General features: G+C 63.0%; 15 protein-coding genes. 5 read left to right on the top strand and 10 right to left on the bottom strand.

All coding sequences use genetic code 11. From position 1 onward, the window contains the following. Positions 1-124 precede the first annotated feature (124 nt). From HFO71_RS30875 to HFO71_RS30855, 5 genes are read left to right on the top strand one after another with little or no spacing between them, the layout of a single operon-like run. Positions 125-1,270: an isovaleryl-CoA dehydrogenase gene (locus HFO71_RS30875; protein WP_221972763.1), complete on the top strand. Its 1,146-nt coding sequence runs from the start codon at positions 125-127 to the stop codon at positions 1,268-1,270. After that, complete coding sequence (locus HFO71_RS30870) at positions 1,267-2,877, top strand: carboxyl transferase domain-containing protein (protein ID WP_221988860.1); 1,611 nt, start codon at positions 1,267-1,269, stop codon at positions 2,875-2,877. The genes HFO71_RS30875 and HFO71_RS30870 overlap by 4 nt, the downstream gene beginning before the upstream one ends. Before the next feature lie 7 nt (positions 2,878-2,884). After that, entirely contained in the window at positions 2,885-4,750 is a 1,866-nt protein-coding gene (locus HFO71_RS30865) for an acetyl/propionyl/methylcrotonyl-CoA carboxylase subunit alpha (RefSeq protein WP_221988858.1), read from the top strand. After that, positions 4,750-5,202, top strand: coding sequence for a MaoC family dehydratase (locus HFO71_RS30860; RefSeq protein WP_130753642.1), 453 nt, complete (start codon positions 4,750-4,752; stop codon positions 5,200-5,202). The genes HFO71_RS30865 and HFO71_RS30860 overlap by 1 nt, the downstream gene beginning before the upstream one ends. Beyond that, on the top strand, positions 5,199-6,035 hold the full coding sequence (locus tag HFO71_RS30855) for an HpcH/HpaI aldolase/citrate lyase family protein (protein ID WP_132612536.1): 837 nt from the start codon (positions 5,199-5,201) through the stop codon (positions 6,033-6,035). The genes HFO71_RS30860 and HFO71_RS30855 overlap by 4 nt, the downstream gene beginning before the upstream one ends. Before the next feature lie 135 nt (positions 6,036-6,170). Here HFO71_RS30855 and HFO71_RS30850 read toward each other — a convergent pair whose 3' ends face one another. The 10 genes from HFO71_RS30850 to HFO71_RS30805 form a co-directional block, all read right to left on the bottom strand. Beyond that, on the bottom strand, positions 6,171-7,592 hold the full coding sequence (locus tag HFO71_RS30850; protein WP_221977930.1) for an enolase-like domain-containing protein: 1,422 nt from the start codon (positions 7,590-7,592) through the stop codon (positions 6,171-6,173). Then, positions 7,589-8,605 (bottom strand): hydroxyacid dehydrogenase, encoded by a 1,017-nt coding sequence (locus tag HFO71_RS30845; protein WP_221977931.1) that lies wholly within the window; start codon positions 8,603-8,605, stop codon positions 7,589-7,591. Before HFO71_RS30845 ends, HFO71_RS30850 begins: the two co-directional genes overlap by 4 nt. Before the next feature lie 4 nt (positions 8,606-8,609). Continuing rightward, on the bottom strand, positions 8,610-9,428 hold the full coding sequence (locus HFO71_RS30840; RefSeq protein ID WP_077980950.1) for a sugar phosphate isomerase/epimerase family protein: 819 nt from the start codon (positions 9,426-9,428) through the stop codon (positions 8,610-8,612). 29 nt (positions 9,429-9,457) lie between these two features. After that, positions 9,458-11,323, bottom strand: a complete 1,866-nt coding sequence (locus HFO71_RS30835) for a GH39 family glycosyl hydrolase (protein ID WP_077980949.1) — start codon at positions 11,321-11,323, stop codon at positions 9,458-9,460. 69 nt (positions 11,324-11,392) lie between these two features. Next, positions 11,393-12,226, bottom strand: coding sequence for a 5-deoxy-glucuronate isomerase (locus HFO71_RS30830; RefSeq protein ID WP_077980948.1), 834 nt, complete (start codon positions 12,224-12,226; stop codon positions 11,393-11,395). Beyond that, positions 12,226-13,284: an ABC transporter ATP-binding protein gene (locus HFO71_RS30825; RefSeq protein WP_206111980.1), complete on the bottom strand. Its 1,059-nt coding sequence runs from the start codon at positions 13,282-13,284 to the stop codon at positions 12,226-12,228. The genes HFO71_RS30830 and HFO71_RS30825 overlap by 1 nt, the downstream gene beginning before the upstream one ends. Continuing rightward, entirely contained in the window at positions 13,284-14,333 is a 1,050-nt protein-coding gene (locus HFO71_RS30820; protein ID WP_132612546.1) for an ABC transporter ATP-binding protein, read from the bottom strand. The genes HFO71_RS30825 and HFO71_RS30820 overlap by 1 nt, the downstream gene beginning before the upstream one ends. Then, positions 14,323-15,456, bottom strand: coding sequence for an ABC transporter permease (locus HFO71_RS30815; protein WP_065284498.1), 1,134 nt, complete (start codon positions 15,454-15,456; stop codon positions 14,323-14,325). Before HFO71_RS30815 ends, HFO71_RS30820 begins: the two co-directional genes overlap by 11 nt. Before the next feature lie 11 nt (positions 15,457-15,467). Beyond that, positions 15,468-16,454: an ABC transporter permease gene (locus HFO71_RS30810; RefSeq protein ID WP_168285712.1), complete on the bottom strand. Its 987-nt coding sequence runs from the start codon at positions 16,452-16,454 to the stop codon at positions 15,468-15,470. Positions 16,455-16,561: 107 nt separating this feature from the next. Continuing rightward, positions 16,562-18,487 carry an ABC transporter substrate-binding protein gene (locus tag HFO71_RS30805; protein WP_168337819.1) on the bottom strand — a complete coding sequence of 642 codons (1,926 nt, stop codon included), beginning with the start codon at positions 18,485-18,487 and terminating at the stop codon, positions 16,562-16,564. Positions 18,488-18,599 lie beyond the last annotated feature (112 nt).

The raw sequence follows: 18,599 nt of genomic DNA, 5'->3' as shown, positions 1-18,599 counted from the left end.
TATTTTCAAGAAAATGACGCTCACGCGCCCTCGACAAGAATTCGCAAGGCTCTTCGGCCGCATCATTCAAGGGCACTTTGAACCCGCCGCAACCCGCGCTACATATTTCAGCGGGAGGAGTGCCATGTTTGATTTTTCGCTCGGCGAGACGGCGGACGCGATCCGTGAAACGACGGCGCGGTTTGCCGCCGATCATATTGCTCCGCTGGCTGCGGAGATCGACGAAAGCAACACGTTTCCACGCCAGCTCTGGCCCGAGATGGGTGCGCTCGGCCTGCATGGTATCACCGTCGAGGAAGAATTCGGTGGCGCCGGTCTCGGTTATCTCGATCATGTCGTCGCCATGGAAGAGGTGTCTCGCGCCTCGGCCTCCGTGGGGCTCAGTTACGGCGCCCATTCCAATCTCTGCGTCAACCAGATCCGCCGCTGGGCCTCGCCGGAACAAAAGCGCCGCTATCTGCCGAAGCTGATCTCCGGCGAACATGTCGGCTCGCTCGCCATGTCGGAGGTCGGCGCCGGTTCCGATGTCGTCTCCATGCGGTTGCGTGCCGAGAAAATAGGCGATCACTATATTCTGAACGGCACCAAGTTCTGGATCACCAACGCGCCGCATGCCGACGTGCTTGTTGTTTATGCCAAGACCGATCCCGCAGCCGGCCCGAAAGGCATTTCCGCCTTGATCATCGAGAAAGGCCTGCCCGGCTTCAGCGTCTCCAAGAAACTCTCCAAACTCGGCATGCGCGGCAGCGACACGGCCGAACTGGTCTTCGAGGATTGCGCGGTGCCGGCCGAGGCGCTGATGGGCCGGGAGGGAGAAGGCGTGAAGATCCTGATGTCCGGCCTCGACTATGAGCGCGCCGTGCTTGCCGCCGGGCCGCTCGGCATCATGCAGGCCTGCCTCGATGTCGTGCTGCCCTATGTGCGCGATCGCAAACAGTTCGGCAAAGCGATCGGCGATTTCCAGCTGATGCAGGGCAAGATCGCCGACATGTATGTCGCGCTGAATTCGGCGCGCGCTTATGTCTATTCCGTCGCCCGCGCCTGCGATGCCGGCCGCGCGACGCGCACGGATGCAGCTGCTGCAATCCTTTTTGCCAGCGAAAATGCCGTGAAGGTCTCGCTGGAGGCGATCCAGGCGCTCGGCGGCGCCGGCTATACCAAGGAATGGCCGGTCGAGCGCTTTTTGCGCGACGCCAAGCTCTATGATATCGGCGCCGGTACCAATGAGATCCGCCGCTACCTGATCGGCCGGGAGCTCATTGCGTCATGACGGTGATTTCGACTGCGATCGACCGCGACAGCGACAGCTTCAAGGCCAATGCCGGCAAGAACAAAGCCCTGATCGACGAGCTCCACAACCGTTCGGCGAAAGCGCGCGAGGGTGGATCGCAAACGGCGCGCGAGCGCCATGCCAGCAAGGCCAAGCTGCTGCCTCGCGATCGTATCCAGCTGCTCATCGATGCCGGCAGCCCGTTCCTGGAGATCGGCACGCTGGCGGCCAACGGCATGTATGATGACGAGGCGCCCGGCGCCGGCATCATATCAGGCATCGGCCGCGTTGCCGGCCGCGAGGTGATGATCGTCGCCAATGACGCGACGGTGAAGGGCGGTGCCTATTTCCCGATGACGGTGAAGAAACATCTCCGGGCGCAGGAGATCGCCCTGCAGAACCGACTGCCCTGTCTCTATCTGGTCGATAGCGGCGGCGCCAATCTTCCGCATCAGGCCGAAGTCTTTCCCGACCGCGACCATTTCGGCGCGATCTTCTACAACCAGGCCCAGATGTCGGCCGAAGGCATTCCGCAGATCGCCTGCGTTATGGGAAGCTGTACCGCCGGCGGCGCCTATGTGCCCGCCATGTCCGACGAAACGGTCATTGTGCGCAACCAGGGCACGATCTTCCTCGCCGGCCCGCCGCTGGTGAAGGCCGCAACCGGCGAGATCATCTCGGCCGAAGAGCTCGGCGGCGCCGAAACCCATGGCCGCCGCTCCGGCGTCGTCGATCATGTGGCCGAAAACGACGAACATGCGCTGCTGCTCGTTCGCGATATCGCAGCCACCCTCAACAGCGTGAAATCAGTCGATATCGACCTGCAGCAGCCACGGCCGCCGAAACTCGATCCCGAGGATCTCTGCGGCCTCATCCCGGAGGATGTGCGCTCGCCCTATGATGTGCGCGAGGTCATCGGCCGGATCGTCGATGGCTCGGAACTGCATGAGTTCAAGCCGCTCTACGGCGCCACGCTGGTCTGCGGCTTCGCCCGCATCTGGGGCATGCCTGTCGCCGTCATCGCCAATAACGGCGTGCTGTTTTCCGAAAGCGCGCTGAAGGGCGCGCATTTCATCGAGCTTGCCTGCCAGCGCCGCGTGCCTTTGCTCTTTCTGCAAAACATCTCCGGCTTCATGGTCGGCGGCCGCTATGAGGCCGGCGGCATCGCCAAGGATGGGGCAAAGCTGGTGATGGCGGTTGCGACCGCGAGCGTGCCGAAGGTCACGGTCATCATCGGCGGCAGCTTCGGCGCCGGCAATTACGGCATGTGCGGCCGCGCCTATCGCCCGCGCTTTCTCTTCACCTGGCCGAACAGCCGCATCAGCGTGATGGGCGGCGAACAGGCGGCCTCGGTGCTCGCCACGATCCGCCGAGACTCCATGGAGGCGCGCGGTGAGAATTGGCCTATTGACGAGGAGGAAGCCTTCAAGGCGCCGATCCGCGCCGGCTACGAGGCCGAGGGCAATCCCTATTATGCCACGGCTCGCCTCTGGGACGACGGCATCATCGATCCGCGCCAGACCCGGGATGTGCTGGGCCTTGCCTTTTCCGCCTGTCTGAATGCGCCGATCCCGAAAGGGCCGCGCTTCGGCCTGTTCAGGATGTGAGGCGTCGATGATGGAAAGTCTTCTCATTGCCAACAGGGGCGAAATCGCCCGCCGCATCATCCGCTCGGCCAAGATGCTCGGCATCCGCACTATCGCCGTCTATTCCGAAGCCGATGCCGGCCTGCCCTACGTCAGGGAGGCGGACGAGGCGATTGCCATCGGCCCGGCGCCGGCACGCGAGAGCTATCTCTCTCAGACCCGCATCCTCGATGCCGCCCGGAAAACCGGCGCTGCTGCGATCCATCCCGGCTACGGTTTTCTTTCGGAAAATGCCGAATTTGCCGAAGCGGTGGAAAAGGCCGGCATCCTCTGGGTCGGCGCGCCGCCGGCGGCCATCCGTGCCATGGGCCTTAAGGATGCCGCCAAGGAATTGATGCAGGCAGCCGGCGTGCCCGTGACCCCCGGCTATATGGGCGCGGACCAGAGCGAAGAGAGACTGACGGCCGAGGCGGAAAACATCGGTTATCCCGTGCTCATCAAGGCGGTCGCCGGTGGCGGCGGCAAGGGCATGCGCCGCGTCGATCGCCCGCAGGATTTCGCCGAACGTCTCGCCTCCTGCCGCCGTGAGGCGGCCGCCGCCTTCGGCGACGACCGCGTTCTGATCGAACGCTACATCGCCAATCCGCGTCATATCGAGGTGCAGGTTTTCGCCGATACGCTCGGCAACTACGTTCATCTCTTCGAACGCGATTGTTCGCTGCAGCGCCGTCACCAGAAGGTCATCGAGGAAGCCCCTGCCCCCGGCCTCGATGCCGCTACCCGGGCATTGATCTGCGATGCGGCAGTGAAGGCCGCAAGAGCGGTCAACTATGTCGGCGCCGGCACCATCGAATTCATCGCCGATGCCTCGGAAGGCCTTCGCGAAGATCGCATCTGGTTCATGGAGATGAACACCCGCCTGCAGGTGGAACACCCGGTCACCGAGGCAATATCAGGCGAGGATCTGGTGCTCTGGCAGTTGAAGGTCGCTAGCGGCGAACCGCTGCCGAAAATGCAGGACGAGATTGCCATGAACGGCTGGGCCTTCGAAGCCCGGCTCTATGCCGAAAATCCTGCCGCCGGCTATCTGCCGTCGACAGGCCGGCTCGAACATCTGCGCCTGCCTGACACAATCCGCGTCGATAGCGGCGTCGAGCAAGGGGACGAGATCACCGCCTTCTATGACCCGATGATTGCCAAGATTGTCGCCCATGGGCCGAACCGCGAGGCCGCACTTTCGAAGCTCGCAGCCGCCTGCGCAGAGATCGAGGTCTGGCCGGTCAGATCCAATGCCGGCCTTCTCACCCGCATCGCCGTCGATCCGGATTTTCGCGCAGCTCGGATCGATACCGGCTTTCTCGACCGCCATGGCGACAGGCTTGTGGCGACGGAGCCGAGCGAAACCGCAATCGACACCGCGGCCACCGTGCTTTCAAAAAATACGGATGGTGATCCCTGGTCTGCGCTGACCGGGTTCCGCATCGCCGGCGCGGATGACAAAAGGGTGCGCATCCGTATCGGCGATCACCTCCATTGGGGGCAATCACGTCCGGAGCTTGAGGCAAATACAGTCACGATCGGTGAAACCACGGTGCTTTTCGACGCCGGCAATGCCTGGCCGATCAGGCTGCCGGTCGCCAGCGAAGTCGAGGCAAGTCAGGGTGCCGGCGATGGCGCGATCCTTTCTCCCATGCCCGGCCTCGTTATTTCGGTGGATGTCGCCGAAGGCGATCGTGTCGCCAAGGGGGACCGCCTGCTGACAGTCGAAGCAATGAAAATGGAACATTCTCTGCGTGCGCCCTTCGACGGCATCGTCGAAAAACTGCAGGTTTCCTCGGGGATCAGGGTCTCGGAAAACCAGCTGGTCGTCAGCATTGTGAAGGAGCAGGATTGATGGCCGGCCGTTATTTCGACGAGTGGACGGTCGGCGACCGCATCGCCCACGACATCCGTCGCACGGTCACCGAGACCGACAATCTGCTCTTCACGACGCTTTCCCACAATCCGCAGCCTCTGCATCTCGATGCCGACTATGCGGCCGGCACCGAATTCGGCCGGATCGTCGTCAACGGCACCTTCACCTTCGCGCTCACCGTCGGCCTTTCGGTCGGCGACACCACGCTCGGCACGCTCGTCGCCAATCTCGGCTATGACAAGGTGACGATGCCGAAGCCGGTCTTCATAGGCGATACGCTGCGGGTGGAAACGGAGGTGATGGAGCTGCGTCGCTCGAACTCCCGCCCCGATGCCGGCATCATCACCTTCCGGCATATCACGCTTAACCAGCGCGGCGAGATCGTCTGCCAGTGCCTGCGCACGGCAATGCTGAAGGTGAAACCGTCATGAGGCTGCGCTCGCTGCTCTTTGCGCCCGGTGACCGGCCGGAGCGTTTCGAAAAAGCGCTTGCCTCGGGCGCCGATGCCGTCATTCTCGACCTGGAAGATTCGGTTGCGCCCCTAAACAAACCGAAAGCGCGCGAGAGCGTGCACGAGTTCGTCTTGCATCATGCCGGCGAGACCCCTCTCCTGATCCGCATCAATCCCCTCGCCTCGCCAGAATTCGAAGACGACCTTGCCGCTTTGGGCGGCCTTCATCCTTTCGCGATCGTGCTGCCGAAGGCCGAGGGTGCCGCCTCGGTGCTGAAGCTCGCAGGCTCTCTTGCATCTGCAATTCCCATCTTGCCGATCGCAACCGAAACGCCATCTGCGATCTTCGAGATCGGCAGCTACCGGGATGTCTCAACCAGCCTCTGCGGCCTGACCTGGGGGGCTGAGGATCTGCCGGCCGCGATGGGGGCTGCGACCGCGCGGAGGACGGATGGCCGCTATACGCCACCTTACGAGCTTGCCCGTTCGCTCACGCTATTCGGAGCCCATGCCGCCGCCGTTCCGGCGATCGACACCGTCTATCCAGATTTCCGCGATCTGGGCGGTCTCAGGGCCTATGTCGGCCGCGCCCGGCGCGATGGCTTTTCCGGTATGATGGCCATCCATCCGAGCCAGGTCGAGGTGATCAATCACGCCTTCACGCCGGATCCGTCCGAGATCGCCTGGGCCGAGAAAGTCGCCGCCGCCTTCGCCGCCAGGCCCGACGCGGGCGTCGTTCAGCTTGATGGGCGCATGTTGGATTTGCCGCATCTCAAGCTCGCGATGCGCATCCTGGATGTGGCCGGGCGATAGTCAAGAAGCCGCCTTCAGCCTGACTTCCCCGCTCGTTCGGAGGCAACAGGCCCTTGTCCTGTGAGGTAGCCGGCACCGACCGGGACATAAAGGTCCACATAGCCTTTGGCGACCTGCTGCACGTTGGGTCGGGCGTCATAACATTGGCTTCATGGCTGCGAAATCGGGCAAAGCGCCGCTCGCGTAGCCGACCGCCCCGAGCGAGCCGATGGCGATCCGGCCGTCGCGGATCGACAGGAGCGGTCCATCGGCACCCTGCTCGTAGAGATCGGGATGGGCCGCGGCAAAGCGCGCCTTCTCGGCCTGCGGCGCACCCTGCATGCCGGCGACATAGTGATGGCCGTTGCGCTCGACATGAGAGAGGCCGAGCAGCGAGACCAGCGCCAGATCCTGCTGCACGGCAAGCCCCGCCTGGCAGGTCAGATCCTCGCCCGAAAGGAACAGTCCCGGCACGGTTCCGGTTCTGATGCGGATCGCCTTCATGAGCGAACGGTAGATGCCCTTGCAGGTCTTCGAGGAGACGCCGGTATATCCCAGCCGCCTGGCGCCGGCGAAGGCGCCGTCGCCGTCGTCGCTCTCATCGATCAGGAAGAGCAATTGCGCCGCCAGGTCCCCCAGCGACGTTTCCATGGTGATCGCGCGCGAGAATGGCTGTTCGACAAAGGCAATGGCCGCACGCAACCTCGCCAGCCGCGGCGTCGCCTCGATTTGTGCCAGCAAGGCGGCAAGCTGTTCGGCGGCGCCAAACTGTTCGTTGCCGTCGACCGTCACCCGATAGTCGGGCAGGCGGTCCAGCACGGCGGCGATCCTGGTCAGGCGGTCGATATCGGCATCGATCGTGCCCGAAAGCTTGATCTTGAACCAGCGGTTGCCATAGCGTGTTATCACCGCCTCGAGGCTTTCCGGCAGGCCGTCACCGACGGGATGGACGATATCGCCCTCGGTGATCGGATCGACAAGCCCGATCGTATGCCGGGCCGAGATCGCGCCGGCAGGACGAAGATCGGAAAGCACCGCCAACGCTGCATCCACGTCGATATCGTCGGGCAGCATGGGGCCGCCGATGCCGACGAGGTTGCTCCGCACCGCCTCGAAGAAGGAAATGCCGGCAAGGCGGCAATAGGCATCGAGCGCGGCGCGGGCGATCAGCGAAGGGCCGAAACAGGCGGCCAATGGATTTCCAGGCAGGCGCCGCACGGTCTCCATCTCGTTCAGGCGGGCGGCGGCAAACAGTGTCGCCGGCGCAGACGGTTCGAGCGAAGCAGCCGCAGCGGTACGGATCGAGGTGCGCAACTGATCGACATTTTGCGCCGGCGTGAAGGCCGGATTCTTGTCGAACCATTTCGGCACCATCATCTCGGCGGCCGCACCAAGGGCGGTTCGCCCCTCTTCATCCTCGACGCGGACCCTGAGGAAGGCTTGCGGCGCCTTTTCGAGGGTTGCCGCACCAAAGCGGAACGGCAGGCGCAGCCTGATATCGCGCTCGAAGGCGTCGATCTCGATGATTCTGATACGCGGCGCCGTCACGGAACCTCCAATGTTTCTGTCCACGGTCATGCCATCCGGTCGAGCATGGCGCGCGACACTTCGTGATGGAGCGGCTCCCCGCGAAGCAGCCGGCCGATCTCGTCCACCATGGCCTGGCCTTGGGCGAAGTGCGCCTCTTCAGTGTGACCGGCGGCATGCGGCGAAATGGTGACATTGGCCAGTGCGGGATCGCGGAAGGGACTGTCCGGAGGCAGCGGCTCGTTGTCGAAGACATCAAGAGCCGCTTCGATACGGCCGGAGCGGATCTCGGCGAGCAGCGCCGCCTCGTCGACCAGCTCCGCGCGCGCCGTGTTGATGAACAGCGTCCCGGGGCGCAGTAGCGCCAGTTCGCGGGCACCGATCATGCGGCGCGTTTCGGGCAGGACAGGCGCATGCAGAGAGACCACATCTGCCTGGGCCAGCATATCGTTCAGCCCGGCTCTGAAAACGCCGAGCGCAGCAGCCTCGCTATCATGGAGAAACGGATCGACAACCAGCACGCGGCAGCCGAATGGAACGAGCAGCCGCATGACCGCCCGCCCGACATAACCGGCGCCGACGATGCCGACCGTTCTGGCGCCAAGCAATCTCTGCGGCACGGCGGCGCGGACGTCGAGCCATTCGCCGCCGTTGCGCAATTGATGATGCAGCCGATGAATGCCGCGCATGGCGAGCAACGCTTCGGCGACGACGAACTCGGCAACCGAGGCGGCAATTTTCGAGGCGGCATGGGTGACGCGAAGGCCATCGTCGAACAGACGGGCGGGAACGAGTGTTCGGACGCTGCCTGCCGAATGGGCGACGAGGGCGAGTTGCGGATGGCGTTGGCGCGCGGTGGGATCGAAGACCGGCGTGCCCCATCCGGTGAGGCACGCGACAGCGCCCTGCAGCAGCTGGTCGACATCGGCAGCGTCGATTGCGGCACCGGTCGGCCAACGCACCTCGCCAAGAGCGTTCAACTGGGCAATCGCCACATCGTCCAGCATCATCCGGCGGGTCTTTTCGGTCAGCAGTACGGCGATAACGGGAGCCTGTTCGTTCATGGTTCTACTCTTTCGCTGCGGCGACCAGGCGCCGGAAATGGGCAAGATCAGCGCGAACCTTGTCGAGCGCCTGCTCTCGGGAGACGCGGTATTGGGAATGCATCGAGAGCACGCCGGCAAAGCCGCTGGCGACCAGATGCGGGACGATTTCGTTCCAAGGCACCATGCCTTCGTCGAGCCCGTACCAGTCGGAATGCCAGGCGCGCTGGCCGTTGGATCCGTAAGCGCCGGGCGACCAACCGCTGTTCTTGACGCCCATGCAGCAGAACCACGGATCGAGAATATCAAGGGTCAGACGCCAATCCTCGCTTCCCTCCCGAATGATCTGATTGGCGGGATCGGGATAGGCGCCGATCCGGATCGGATCGCGCCCGGCCAGCAATCGCACCGCCAGCGCGCCCGAACTGTGCAGGGTGCCGCCGTGAAGCTGGACGGTCAGCTTGATGCCGAAGCGTTCGGCCAGGCGCTCGAAGCCGTCGAGATCCCACCGTGCCTCATCGACCTGGACCTGCCAGCGCCGTGACGGGTCGTAGCGCCAGAAGCCAAGCCTGATCTGCCCGATGCCGGCCTCGCCGCAACAACCGAGAAGCCGAGATGCGGCATCGTCGGGCCGGGTGGAATCGATGGTCGCCATCGGGGTGCGAACACCGGCCGCGGCAAAGAACTTTACCGCATTGACGATCCCCTCCGGCCTGTCAGGGGAAACGGCATGGCCATCGCGAATAAGGAGATCGGCACAGTCGAACCCCAAACCGGCTGTGATCTTGGCCGCCGTCGCGAGCGGCAGACCTTCGAGGGTCTTGGTGAAATAGGCGATATCCATGGATCATATCCCAGACGGAAAGGCGCTGTTCACGAGCGGGAGAGACAAAGCTCGCTGCGGCGACCGAATGCATCGTGAGCCTGCACCGCATACCGCACGCCCTCCGGCGGCGACATGTGCAGGAATGCCGTCGAGATCAGCGGCACGGGACTGACCTTTTCAAAAGTCCCCCCATCGGTGCTGACCAGGACATCGTAGAAGATGGCCGGCCCGGCATCGCCGGCAGCCCAGAACAGCATGCGCTCCTCCCGACCGCCAAGACCAAGGTAGCGTTCGACGACAAGGCGGGCAGGTGCCACCGGGGGCGCGCCGATATCGGGAACGACAAGCACCTGCGTCAGCGACGGCAATGGCACATCCAGGTCGACACTGATCCGGCCTTCGTCGCACGCGACGACGCTGATCGGATGCAGCAAAGCGGGCTCCTGCGCCCGGCGCATTTCGCCAAACTGCGCTTCATCAGGTGCGGGCGGTGCGCCGACCGGCTCGAAGAGCCCACGCGGGTTGCTTTCGTCGCGCTGGGCTTCCCAGACCTCCATCGGATTGGTGAATTCCTCGTCGATGCGCAGCAGACAAAGCGCGTGGCGGCCGGCAACCAAACCGCTCACCTCGAGACGGACGGCGGTCCGGCCCGAGCGGTTGATGGCATCGACGCTATGGATGAGGCTGATGGAAACACCGCCACCCGGCAGCCGCGTCGGCAGGATCGCCAGGCCATCCTGATCGGGCGCAAGCGGCGGTTCGGCGGTCACCTTGCAGACGGTATCGCCAAGCGTTGCCAGCAATTCCATCGATGTGAGGCCGGGCTTCTTGATGATGTCGAAGGGCGGCGCCCTGTCGACATCCGTGACCAGCATGTCCAGATTGGTCTTGTGCTCCCACTGCGCCTTGGTGAAATTGCGCGAACCGAAATAGGCAAAAATCGTGCGCTGGCTCCAGCCGCCGATAAAGGCGTGGTCATTGCTGAGGAAAGTGAAATTCGCCGCTTTCGGGGCGATGATGCGCCGGTCGTGCTGTTCGATGATGCGGGCGATGATCCCGGCGTAATAGGCTTTGCCATGCCAGCTATGGTGATCGCTCCAGCCGAGCTGCGGATCGCATTCATCGTTGATGATGGGCAGGCCTGCAAGGCGCGGGTGATGCTCCTTGAGATAGTCGACGACGAGAAGCGTGCGGTCGACGATACCGTTGGTTTTCGGAGTCAGGTCTACCTTGCTGCCGTTGACACCCTTTTCGTGGATCGAGATGTAATCGATCCGCGGCTGGCCGTCACCGGTCAGACAGTTCGTGCCGCTGTCGCAATGGGCCATGAGGGCGCGAAAGATCGGCGACAGCGTGCGGGCGGTGCCGGGTCCGCCCATCGGCAGGCTGGGATCGATGGCATCAAGCCCCGCGACGCAGGCGTCGTAGTAGTTGGTGTAACCCTTGATCCCGTAGGTCCACCAGCCGGAGTCGGCCTCGTTCGTCGTTTCGAAATACCATGTGCGCAGTTCGTCCATGCCGTAGCGCGCGCCATAGCGATCGGCCGTCGCTGTTACGAGATCCCGCCAGCGCCTGACCTGATCCATGTCCTCATAATCGGTGAATAGGCCCGACGGGTTGCCCATCAGCTCGAAGAACGGCTTAAGGCGGTGTTCGATCATCACGTCGAGCGCGCGATCGAGCAGCGACCAGTCATAGCTGCCCTCGCCCTTCGCGCTCAGCAGATTGTAGAGATAATGCACCCGCAGGAACCGTATGCCCTCATTCGGCAGGCCGCCGATATAGGCGAGCATCTGGCGCATCTCGGGCTCGAGCAGCAGCTCGGCGGGCGAAAAGCCGGTGCCGCGCCAGAACCGGTTGAACGGGCGCACCGCTTCACTGGCATCAACGTTTATTCGCGTACGTTCACGCATGGGTCGTCTCTCCTTGGGCGGAATGTTGGCACAGCGCCGCAATTCCGGCGCACGAGGCCAGGAGCCGGATTATTTGAACTTGTCGCGCATCGCATCGATGCCGGGGATGGTTTTGGTCAGATGCTGATGGGCGGGATCGAAGCGCTGGATCAGCCCCCGGCGATGCTTGCCAACCAGAATGGTAAAGATGTAGCCGCGATGCCCAGGCGAGGTGACCGTCGGGTGGTAACCCCGGTCGACCAGGACAGTGTCGCCGTTGCGGGTCATGAGGATCTTGACCGGACCGTCTTCGTCATAGGTGATCTGGCTGCCGAAGCCGGTCTCGGGCTGGAAGCGGTAGTGATACAGTTCTTCGTGCCGGGTCTCGACATCGCCGTCTTCCGTATCGTGCTTGTGAGGGGGATAGCCGGACCAGCAGCCCTCGCCGGCATAGAGTTCACTCACCAGCAGGTTGCCGCAGCGTCCGTTCTGCCGTTGGCCGAGCAGATGGACGATCCGCCGCTGGCTGTGCGTGTCCGACGAACCGACATTGACCGCATCGACCTCATCCGGCGTCACCCGAAACGGCTCGTAGCGCGTGTCGCAGAGGCCGCCGGCGATGGCGACTTCCGCCGCCGCACCACGAGCCGATATCCGGACCTTGGCGTCGACGGGCGCGTAAACCGAGTCCGCATCGCCTCGCCAGATATCGGCTCGCCGGCCCACCGCTTCGAACATGATGCCATCCACCTCGATATCCACCTGACCCGACAGCACGACGTAGAGGCTTTCGTGCGCCGGCAGCCGCCGGATGTCCTGCTCGTTGGAGGCGAGCGTGACGAGATCGAAGTAGATGAGATCGAGCGTCGTGGAGGAGGTATCCACAATCGGACGCTGCTCGGAGCGTGGAATGAATTCGGGCATCAATTGAACTCCGGAACGATACGGTCGGCAAAGGGATTAAGCGTCAGGGATTCTGCGTAATGACAGGCCACTGCGTGCCCATCGGCCGTGACGGTGCGTAAGCCCGGCACCTCCTGCTTGCAGAGCTCGGTGGCGTAGCGGCAACGCGGATGAAATGCGCAGCCGGGAGGCGGATGGGCGGGATCGGCAACCTCGCCCGCCAGCCGGATGCGCTGGCCGTGACGGCGCATCCTCGGATCGGCGATCGGCACCGCCGAGAGCAGCGCTTCGGTATAGGGGTGAAGCGGGCGCGAGAAGATCTGCTCCGTCGGCGCCTTTTCGACGACCCGGCCGACATACATGACGGCGATATTGTCCGAGATGTGCCGGACGACCGAGAGATCGTGGGCGACGAAAAGATAGGTCAGGCCGAACTGTTCCTGCAGGTCCTGCAGCAGGTTGATGGTTTGTGCCTGCACGCTGACATCGAGCGCCGAGACGGCCTCATCGGCGATCACCAGCCGCGGATTGGACGCCAGCGCCCGGGCGATGCCGATGCGCTGGCGCTCGCCGCCGGAGAACGCATGGGGATAGCGGTGCATATATTCGGGCCGCAGGCCGACGCTCTGCATCAGGTCGGCGACCCGGTGCTCGAGCTCCCGGCCCTTGGCGATGCCGTTGACACCAAGCACCTCGCCGATGATGTCGATGACAGGAAGGCGCGGATTGAGCGACGATTGCGGGTCCTGAAACACGATGCGCAGGTCGCGATGGATTTCGTCGAGGGCGGAACCCGATAACGCCGCGAGATCGACAGTGCCGCCGCTGCGGTTGCGATAGCGGATTTGGCCGCTTGTCGGCTGATAGATGCGCAGCACTGTGCGCGCAAGCGTGGACTTGCCGCAGCCGGACTCCCCGACGATGCCGAGTGTTTCACCATCATCGATGCGAAGCGAAACGCCGTCGACCGCCTTGACGTGTCCGACCACACGCCGAAATGCGCCCTTGCGAATGGGGAAATGCATCCTGAGATCGTTCAGTTCGAGCAGCGGGCTTGGTTGTGTCATGGGATCGGCCATCATTGTCTTCCTTCGTAAAGCAGACAGCTGGCGACATGCTCGTCGCCGATGGTGACGGGCTGCGGATCCTTCTGGTCGCACAGGCCGGCCCTCGCCTCTTTGCATCGGGGATGAAAGCTGCAGCCTGGGGGCCGGTTGAACCGCGAGGGCACCATGCCATCGATGATCGCAAGCCGTTCGGTGGGTTGCCCATGCATGCGCGGCACCGATTGCAACAGCGCCTTGGTGTAGGGATGAACAGGTGCGTGGAAGATCGTATCGACATTGCCTGCCTCGACGACCCGGCCGACATACATGACGACGACCTCGTCGGCGATTTCGGCCACCACACCGAGATCATGGGTCACGAACAGCACCGAGAGCCCGAATTCGGCCTGCAGCGAGGCCAGGAGATCGAGGATATTGGCCTGGGTGGTCACATCGAGCGCCGTGGTCGGCTCGTCGGCGATCAGCAGTCTGGGGCGGCAGGCAAGCGCGAGCGCGATGCAGACGCGCTGGCGCATGCCGCCGGAAAACTGGAAGGCATAGTTTTCCATGCGCTCGGCCGGCCGCGGAATGCCGACCAGAGCCAATGTCTCGATGGCATGTTCGCGCGCCTCCTTCTTTCCCATCTTCAGATGCAGGCGGATCACCTCGACCATCTGGTTGCCGATCGTATGGACGGGAGAAAGGGCCGCCATCGGCTCCTGGCTGATCAGGCCGATCTGGGCACCGCGGATCGCCCGCATATCGTAGCCGCGCGGATCGAGCGCCGCCAAGTCGATCGAGGGTGCGGCCGGATCCGGCCGGTAGCGGATTGCCCCCGAGACGATCCGCCCTCCCCTGGGAACCTGGTTGAGGATCGAGCGGCCGGTGATGCTCTTGCCCGAACCGGATTCGCCGACGACGCAGACCGTCTTGCCGCGCGGAATGGAAAAGGAGACGCCGTCGACCGCCTTGATGGTGCCCGCACCCCCAAAGAAATGGGTCCTGAGATCAACGACCTCGATCAGCGGGTCGCGATCCCCGTGCCGGCCGCCGGCAGCGGCAAAATTGGGATCAGTATTCATAGGGATCTGCAGCATCGCGTAATCCATCACCGAGGAAATTGAGGGCGAGCACGGTGACGATCACCGCGAGGCCCGGAAGAAACAGCCAGGGCGCGCTCGAGACTGCGAGAATGTTCTGCGCCTCCTGAAGCAGCACGCCCCAACTCACCACCGGCGGGCGCAGGCCGATGCCGAGGAAGGAGAGCGCGGTTTCTGCGAGGATCATCGTCGGGATGGCGAGCGTCACCGAGGCGATGATGTGGCTCATGAAGGACGGAACCATGTGCCGCCAGATGATGCGCATCTGCGAACAGCCGTCGAGACGGGCGGCGATGACGAAGTCTTCCGTCTTGAGCGACAGGAAGCGCCCGCGCACCACCCGCGCCAGGTCGGTCCAACCGATCAGTGACAGGATGATGGTGATCCAGAGATAGACCAGGATCGGATCGGCGCTGATCGGGACGGCAGCCGCAAGGCCCATCCACAGCGGGATGGTCGGGATAGAGTTGATGAGCTCGATGGAACGCTGGATGACATCGTCCACCCAGCCGCCGTAGAGCCCTGAAATGCCGCCCAGGATGATGCCGAGGATGAGGCTGATTGCCACCCCGATCAGCCCCACGGACATCGAAACGCGCGTGCCGTGGACCGTCCGGCTGAAGACGTCGCGACCGAGGCGGTCGGCGCCGAACAGGTAGAATGGTTTGCCCATCTCGATCGGGCCGATCAGGTGCCGGTCGAAATCGAACAGCCCCCAGAGCCGGTAGGGTTCGCCCTTGACGAAGAAGCCGAGGGGGATGACGACGGCCGGATCGGGCACGTAATTGCGGCTGAGCGCGATCGGGTCAACTTTCATCGAATAACCGTTGACGTAGAGCGGATGAAACTGCCCGGCCGCGTCGTAGCCGGCGAACTTGATCTGCTGCGGCGGCGCATAGGTGTAGCGGGAATCGTAGGTCTGCGATGAAACCGGGGCGAGAACCTCGGCAAACAGGGCGACCAGGTAGATCAAAAAGATGACGACGCCTGCCGCCAGCGCCAGCCGATGGCGACGGAAGCGCCGCCAGATGAGCTTCCATTGCCCGGCGACCGCGTCGGAATTCTGGATCAGTTCAGGCGATAGCGCGATGGCTTGATCGGTCATGGTATCGTCCTTCAGCCGTTGCGAATGCGTGGATCGAGCCAGGCGAGCAGCAGGTCCGAAATCAGTGTGCCGATCAGCGTCAGCATGCTCATCAGCAGGATGAACGTGCCGGCCAGATACATGTCCTGGGCAAAGAGGGCGTTGAGCAGCAGTGGTCCGGTGATCGGCAGGCTGAGAACGATGGAGACAACCACCGAGCCGGAGACGAGGTGCGGCAGCACCCAGCCGACGGTCGAGACGAACGGGTTGAGCGCCACCCGCACCGGATATTTCAACAGCAGCCGGATTTCGCTCAAACCCCGGGCGCGGGCCATGTCGACATAGGGCTTGTTGAGTTCGTCGAGCAGGTTGGCGCGCATGATCCGGATCAGCGCCGCGGTGGCGCCGGTGCCCAGCACGACGACCGGTATCCACATATGCGAAATGAGATCGCCGAGCTTGGCCCAGCTCCAGACGGCGTTGATATAGGCGGGTGAAAACAGCCCGCCGGTGCTTTGGCCGAAATACTGTGCCGAAACATACATCAGCACCAGCGCCAGCAGGAAGTTCGGGATGGCAAGGCCGAGAAAGCCGAAGAAGGTGGCAACGTAATCTCCCACCGAATATTGCCGCACGGCCGAATAGATGCCGATCGGAAAGGCCACCGCCCAGACGAAGAGCAGCGTGGTGACCGAGACCACCATCGTCAGGCCCATGCGGGCCCAGATCAGCTCGCTGACCGGCTTGTTCCAATCGAGGGACTGGCCGAAATCGCCGCGCAGCAGGATGCCGCTGATCCATTTCCAGTATTGGACGGCCCAGGGCTGATCGAGGCCATAACGTTCACGCAGCCCGGCGATGACGCTGGGATCGATCGTTTCGTTCTGGGAGGCAAGACGCGCGGTCAGCGCGGTCAGGAAGTCGCCGGGCGGCAACTGGATGATGATGAAGGTCACGACGGAAATCGCAAACATCATCGGGATCATATAAAGCAGGCGTCTGATGATGAAGCCGGCCATGGTCAAGCTCCTTCAATCGGCGATCGCCGATCGGATTGGATGATTGGGACTGGGCTGGTGTCGATGGGATGGCGCCCGCGGGCGCCATCCCTGTCGGTCGCGATCCGTTATTGCTGGTAGTAGAAGGTCTCGGGCTTTGCCGGCCCCGGCGTCATGTAGAACGACGTGCTCGGAATGACCTTCGGGACATTGCGCATATTGGTCTTGACGATTCCGACGCGGTCCGGCTCCAGGTTGGTGCCGATGACGTAGAATTCGTCACGGGTGATCGCCAGCAGTTCCTTCATCGCGGCCAACTGCTTTTCCAGCGTCGGCGCTTCCTTCACCTGCCGGTAGAAATCTATCTGCTTCTTGGCAGCGGGGCTCGGTTCTTGCGCGTTCGGATCCTTGGGGTTCTGGTAATAGAGGCCCCAGGCTGTCGCGAAGCTCGATTCGTATTCGTGCGGGAAATACCATTTTGGATCGAGCAGGCCGAGGAAGTCGTAGCCACCGCCGCCGACCCATCCAAGGCCGTCATTCTCGTTGTTCTGCAGGCGGGAGAAGATCAGCGAACGTTCGGCCGGGCGGGGCTGCATGTCGATGCCGACAGCCCGCCAGTAGCGCTGGATCATCTCAAGGGCGTCCACCTGGATCGGGCTTCCGGTCAAGGCGTCGATCGCAAAGGTAATCCGCTTGCCGTCCTGACCGAGGCGATAGCCTTCCGCGTCACGTTTGGTGAGGCCGGCCTTGTCGAGATACTGATTGGCGAGATCGACATTATACTCCAGATACTGCGTCGCCATCTTCTCGTCGTAGAGCGCAGTGCCTTCGCGCGGTGCTGCCTGATAAGGCTTGGCCTGTCCGGCATAGATCAGCTGGTTGAGCTCTTCGCGGTTGATGGCGAAGCTGAGGCCGATGCGGAAATCCTTGTTGGAAAAGACAGCCCGCAAGGCCGGATTCTTGTGGGTCTGGTTGAGGGTGATCAGCAGGGCGTTCGACCACGCCGGCCGGGCGATGAACAGGCCGTAGCCGCCTTTCTCCTGGTTCTGCACGATCACCGTACGGGCGTCCGTCGTCTCGATGAAGCGGTTCTGCATGTCGATTTCGCCGCTAATCGCCTTCAGGATGATGGCCTGGGTATCCTGCATCACATCAATGGTGATCCGATCGAAGTAAGGCAGCTGGTTTCCTGCGGTATCCACCTTGGCATAGTATGGATTGCGTTCCGCGACGACCTGGGTGGTGCCGTTATAGGGCGCGGTCAACACCCAGGCATCGAGCGTTGGACGGCCGAGATCGCGCCAGCGGCCGGGAAAGCCGATCTTGTTGTTGAAGAGCTGGACCCAGTCGGTTGCGCCGGCTGCTTTCACCAGGGCGTCGACGCCGTCGGGATTGAAATCCTTGTGGAATTGCTTGAGGTAGTGCGCCGGCGCGGCCGCCAGAATATCGGAGCCGCGCACGGTCGCCATGTTCATCAGGAACAGGCCGTTCGGCGCGGCAAACTTGAAGGCGACCTTGTCGTCGGCGAGCTTTTCGACCTTGACGGTCTCTCCGCCTGCGGTCAGCCAGTTGGGTGCGGCAGGGGTGATCCTGGTGTTGCGAAGCACGTTCTCGTTCCACCACACAAGATCGTCTGCGGTAAACGGCTCGCCGTCCGACCAGCGCGTGCCTTCCCGCAAGGTAAACGTATATTCGGTGGCATTGGCATTGACCTCGACGCTCTTGGCGATATCGGGGATCACTTCGGTCCATTCAGGATTCCAGCGGACCAGTCTTGTATAGCCGATCGAACGTTCGATCTCGCTGTCGCCACCGCCAAAGGTGGCGGTGCGCCAGGTGCCGCCGTAGGTACCGACCGATTCAAGCGGAGTGAGCACCAGCGGCTCCTTGGGCAGCCGCTTTTCGACCGGCGGCAGTTTGCCGGCTTCGACGAGCGCCTTCAGTTCGGGCGACTCCTCAAAGCCGAATGCGACACCGGCCCAGCCGGCACCCATGAGGATCGCCGCGGCAACGGTCGAGACAACCTGCCGTCTTAAGATTCTGACGTGTTGCATTCTTTCCTCCCAATATTCCGCTATAGGTTATCGTTAACGTATTCTCCTCTTTCTTTAACGTTATCGTTACCGTTAAATCTTGTCAAAGAGATTCTCGGAGCCCCATCCATGC

The sequence above is a fragment of the Rhizobium laguerreae genome, from assembly GCF_019778565.1.
Taxonomy (GTDB): domain Bacteria; phylum Pseudomonadota; class Alphaproteobacteria; order Rhizobiales; family Rhizobiaceae; genus Rhizobium; species Rhizobium laguerreae.
This window is presented reverse-complemented; position numbering and strand designations above follow the sequence as displayed.

What these genes read in the sequence shown, in the direction of transcription:
- HFO71_RS30875 (WP_221972763.1), top strand. Translation starts at nt 125, where the DNA reads ATGTTTGATTTTTCGCTCGGCGAGACGGCGGACGCGATCCGTGAAACG.
- HFO71_RS30870 (WP_221988860.1), top strand. Translation starts at nt 1,267, where the DNA reads ATGACGGTGATTTCGACTGCGATCGACCGCGACAGCGACAGCTTCAAG.
- HFO71_RS30865 (WP_221988858.1), top strand. Translation starts at nt 2,885, where the DNA reads ATGATGGAAAGTCTTCTCATTGCCAACAGGGGCGAAATCGCCCGCCGC.
- HFO71_RS30860 (WP_130753642.1), top strand. Translation starts at nt 4,750, where the DNA reads ATGGCCGGCCGTTATTTCGACGAGTGGACGGTCGGCGACCGCATCGCC.
- HFO71_RS30855 (WP_132612536.1), top strand. Translation starts at nt 5,199, where the DNA reads ATGAGGCTGCGCTCGCTGCTCTTTGCGCCCGGTGACCGGCCGGAGCGT.
- HFO71_RS30850 (WP_221977930.1), bottom strand. Translation starts at nt 7,592, where the DNA reads ATGACCGTGGACAGAAACATTGGAGGTTCCGTGACGGCGCCGCGTATC.
- HFO71_RS30845 (WP_221977931.1), bottom strand. Translation starts at nt 8,605, where the DNA reads ATGAACGAACAGGCTCCCGTTATCGCCGTACTGCTGACCGAAAAGACC.
- HFO71_RS30840 (WP_077980950.1), bottom strand. Translation starts at nt 9,428, where the DNA reads ATGGATATCGCCTATTTCACCAAGACCCTCGAAGGTCTGCCGCTCGCG.
- HFO71_RS30835 (WP_077980949.1), bottom strand. Translation starts at nt 11,323, where the DNA reads ATGCGTGAACGTACGCGAATAAACGTTGATGCCAGTGAAGCGGTGCGC.
- HFO71_RS30830 (WP_077980948.1), bottom strand. Translation starts at nt 12,226, where the DNA reads ATGCCCGAATTCATTCCACGCTCCGAGCAGCGTCCGATTGTGGATACC.
- HFO71_RS30825 (WP_206111980.1), bottom strand. Translation starts at nt 13,284, where the DNA reads ATGGCCGATCCCATGACACAACCAAGCCCGCTGCTCGAACTGAACGAT.
- HFO71_RS30820 (WP_132612546.1), bottom strand. Translation starts at nt 14,333, where the DNA reads ATGAATACTGATCCCAATTTTGCCGCTGCCGGCGGCCGGCACGGGGAT.
- HFO71_RS30815 (WP_065284498.1), bottom strand. Translation starts at nt 15,456, where the DNA reads ATGACCGATCAAGCCATCGCGCTATCGCCTGAACTGATCCAGAATTCC.
- HFO71_RS30810 (WP_168285712.1), bottom strand. Translation starts at nt 16,454, where the DNA reads ATGGCCGGCTTCATCATCAGACGCCTGCTTTATATGATCCCGATGATG.
- HFO71_RS30805 (WP_168337819.1), bottom strand. Translation starts at nt 18,487, where the DNA reads ATGCAACACGTCAGAATCTTAAGACGGCAGGTTGTCTCGACCGTTGCC.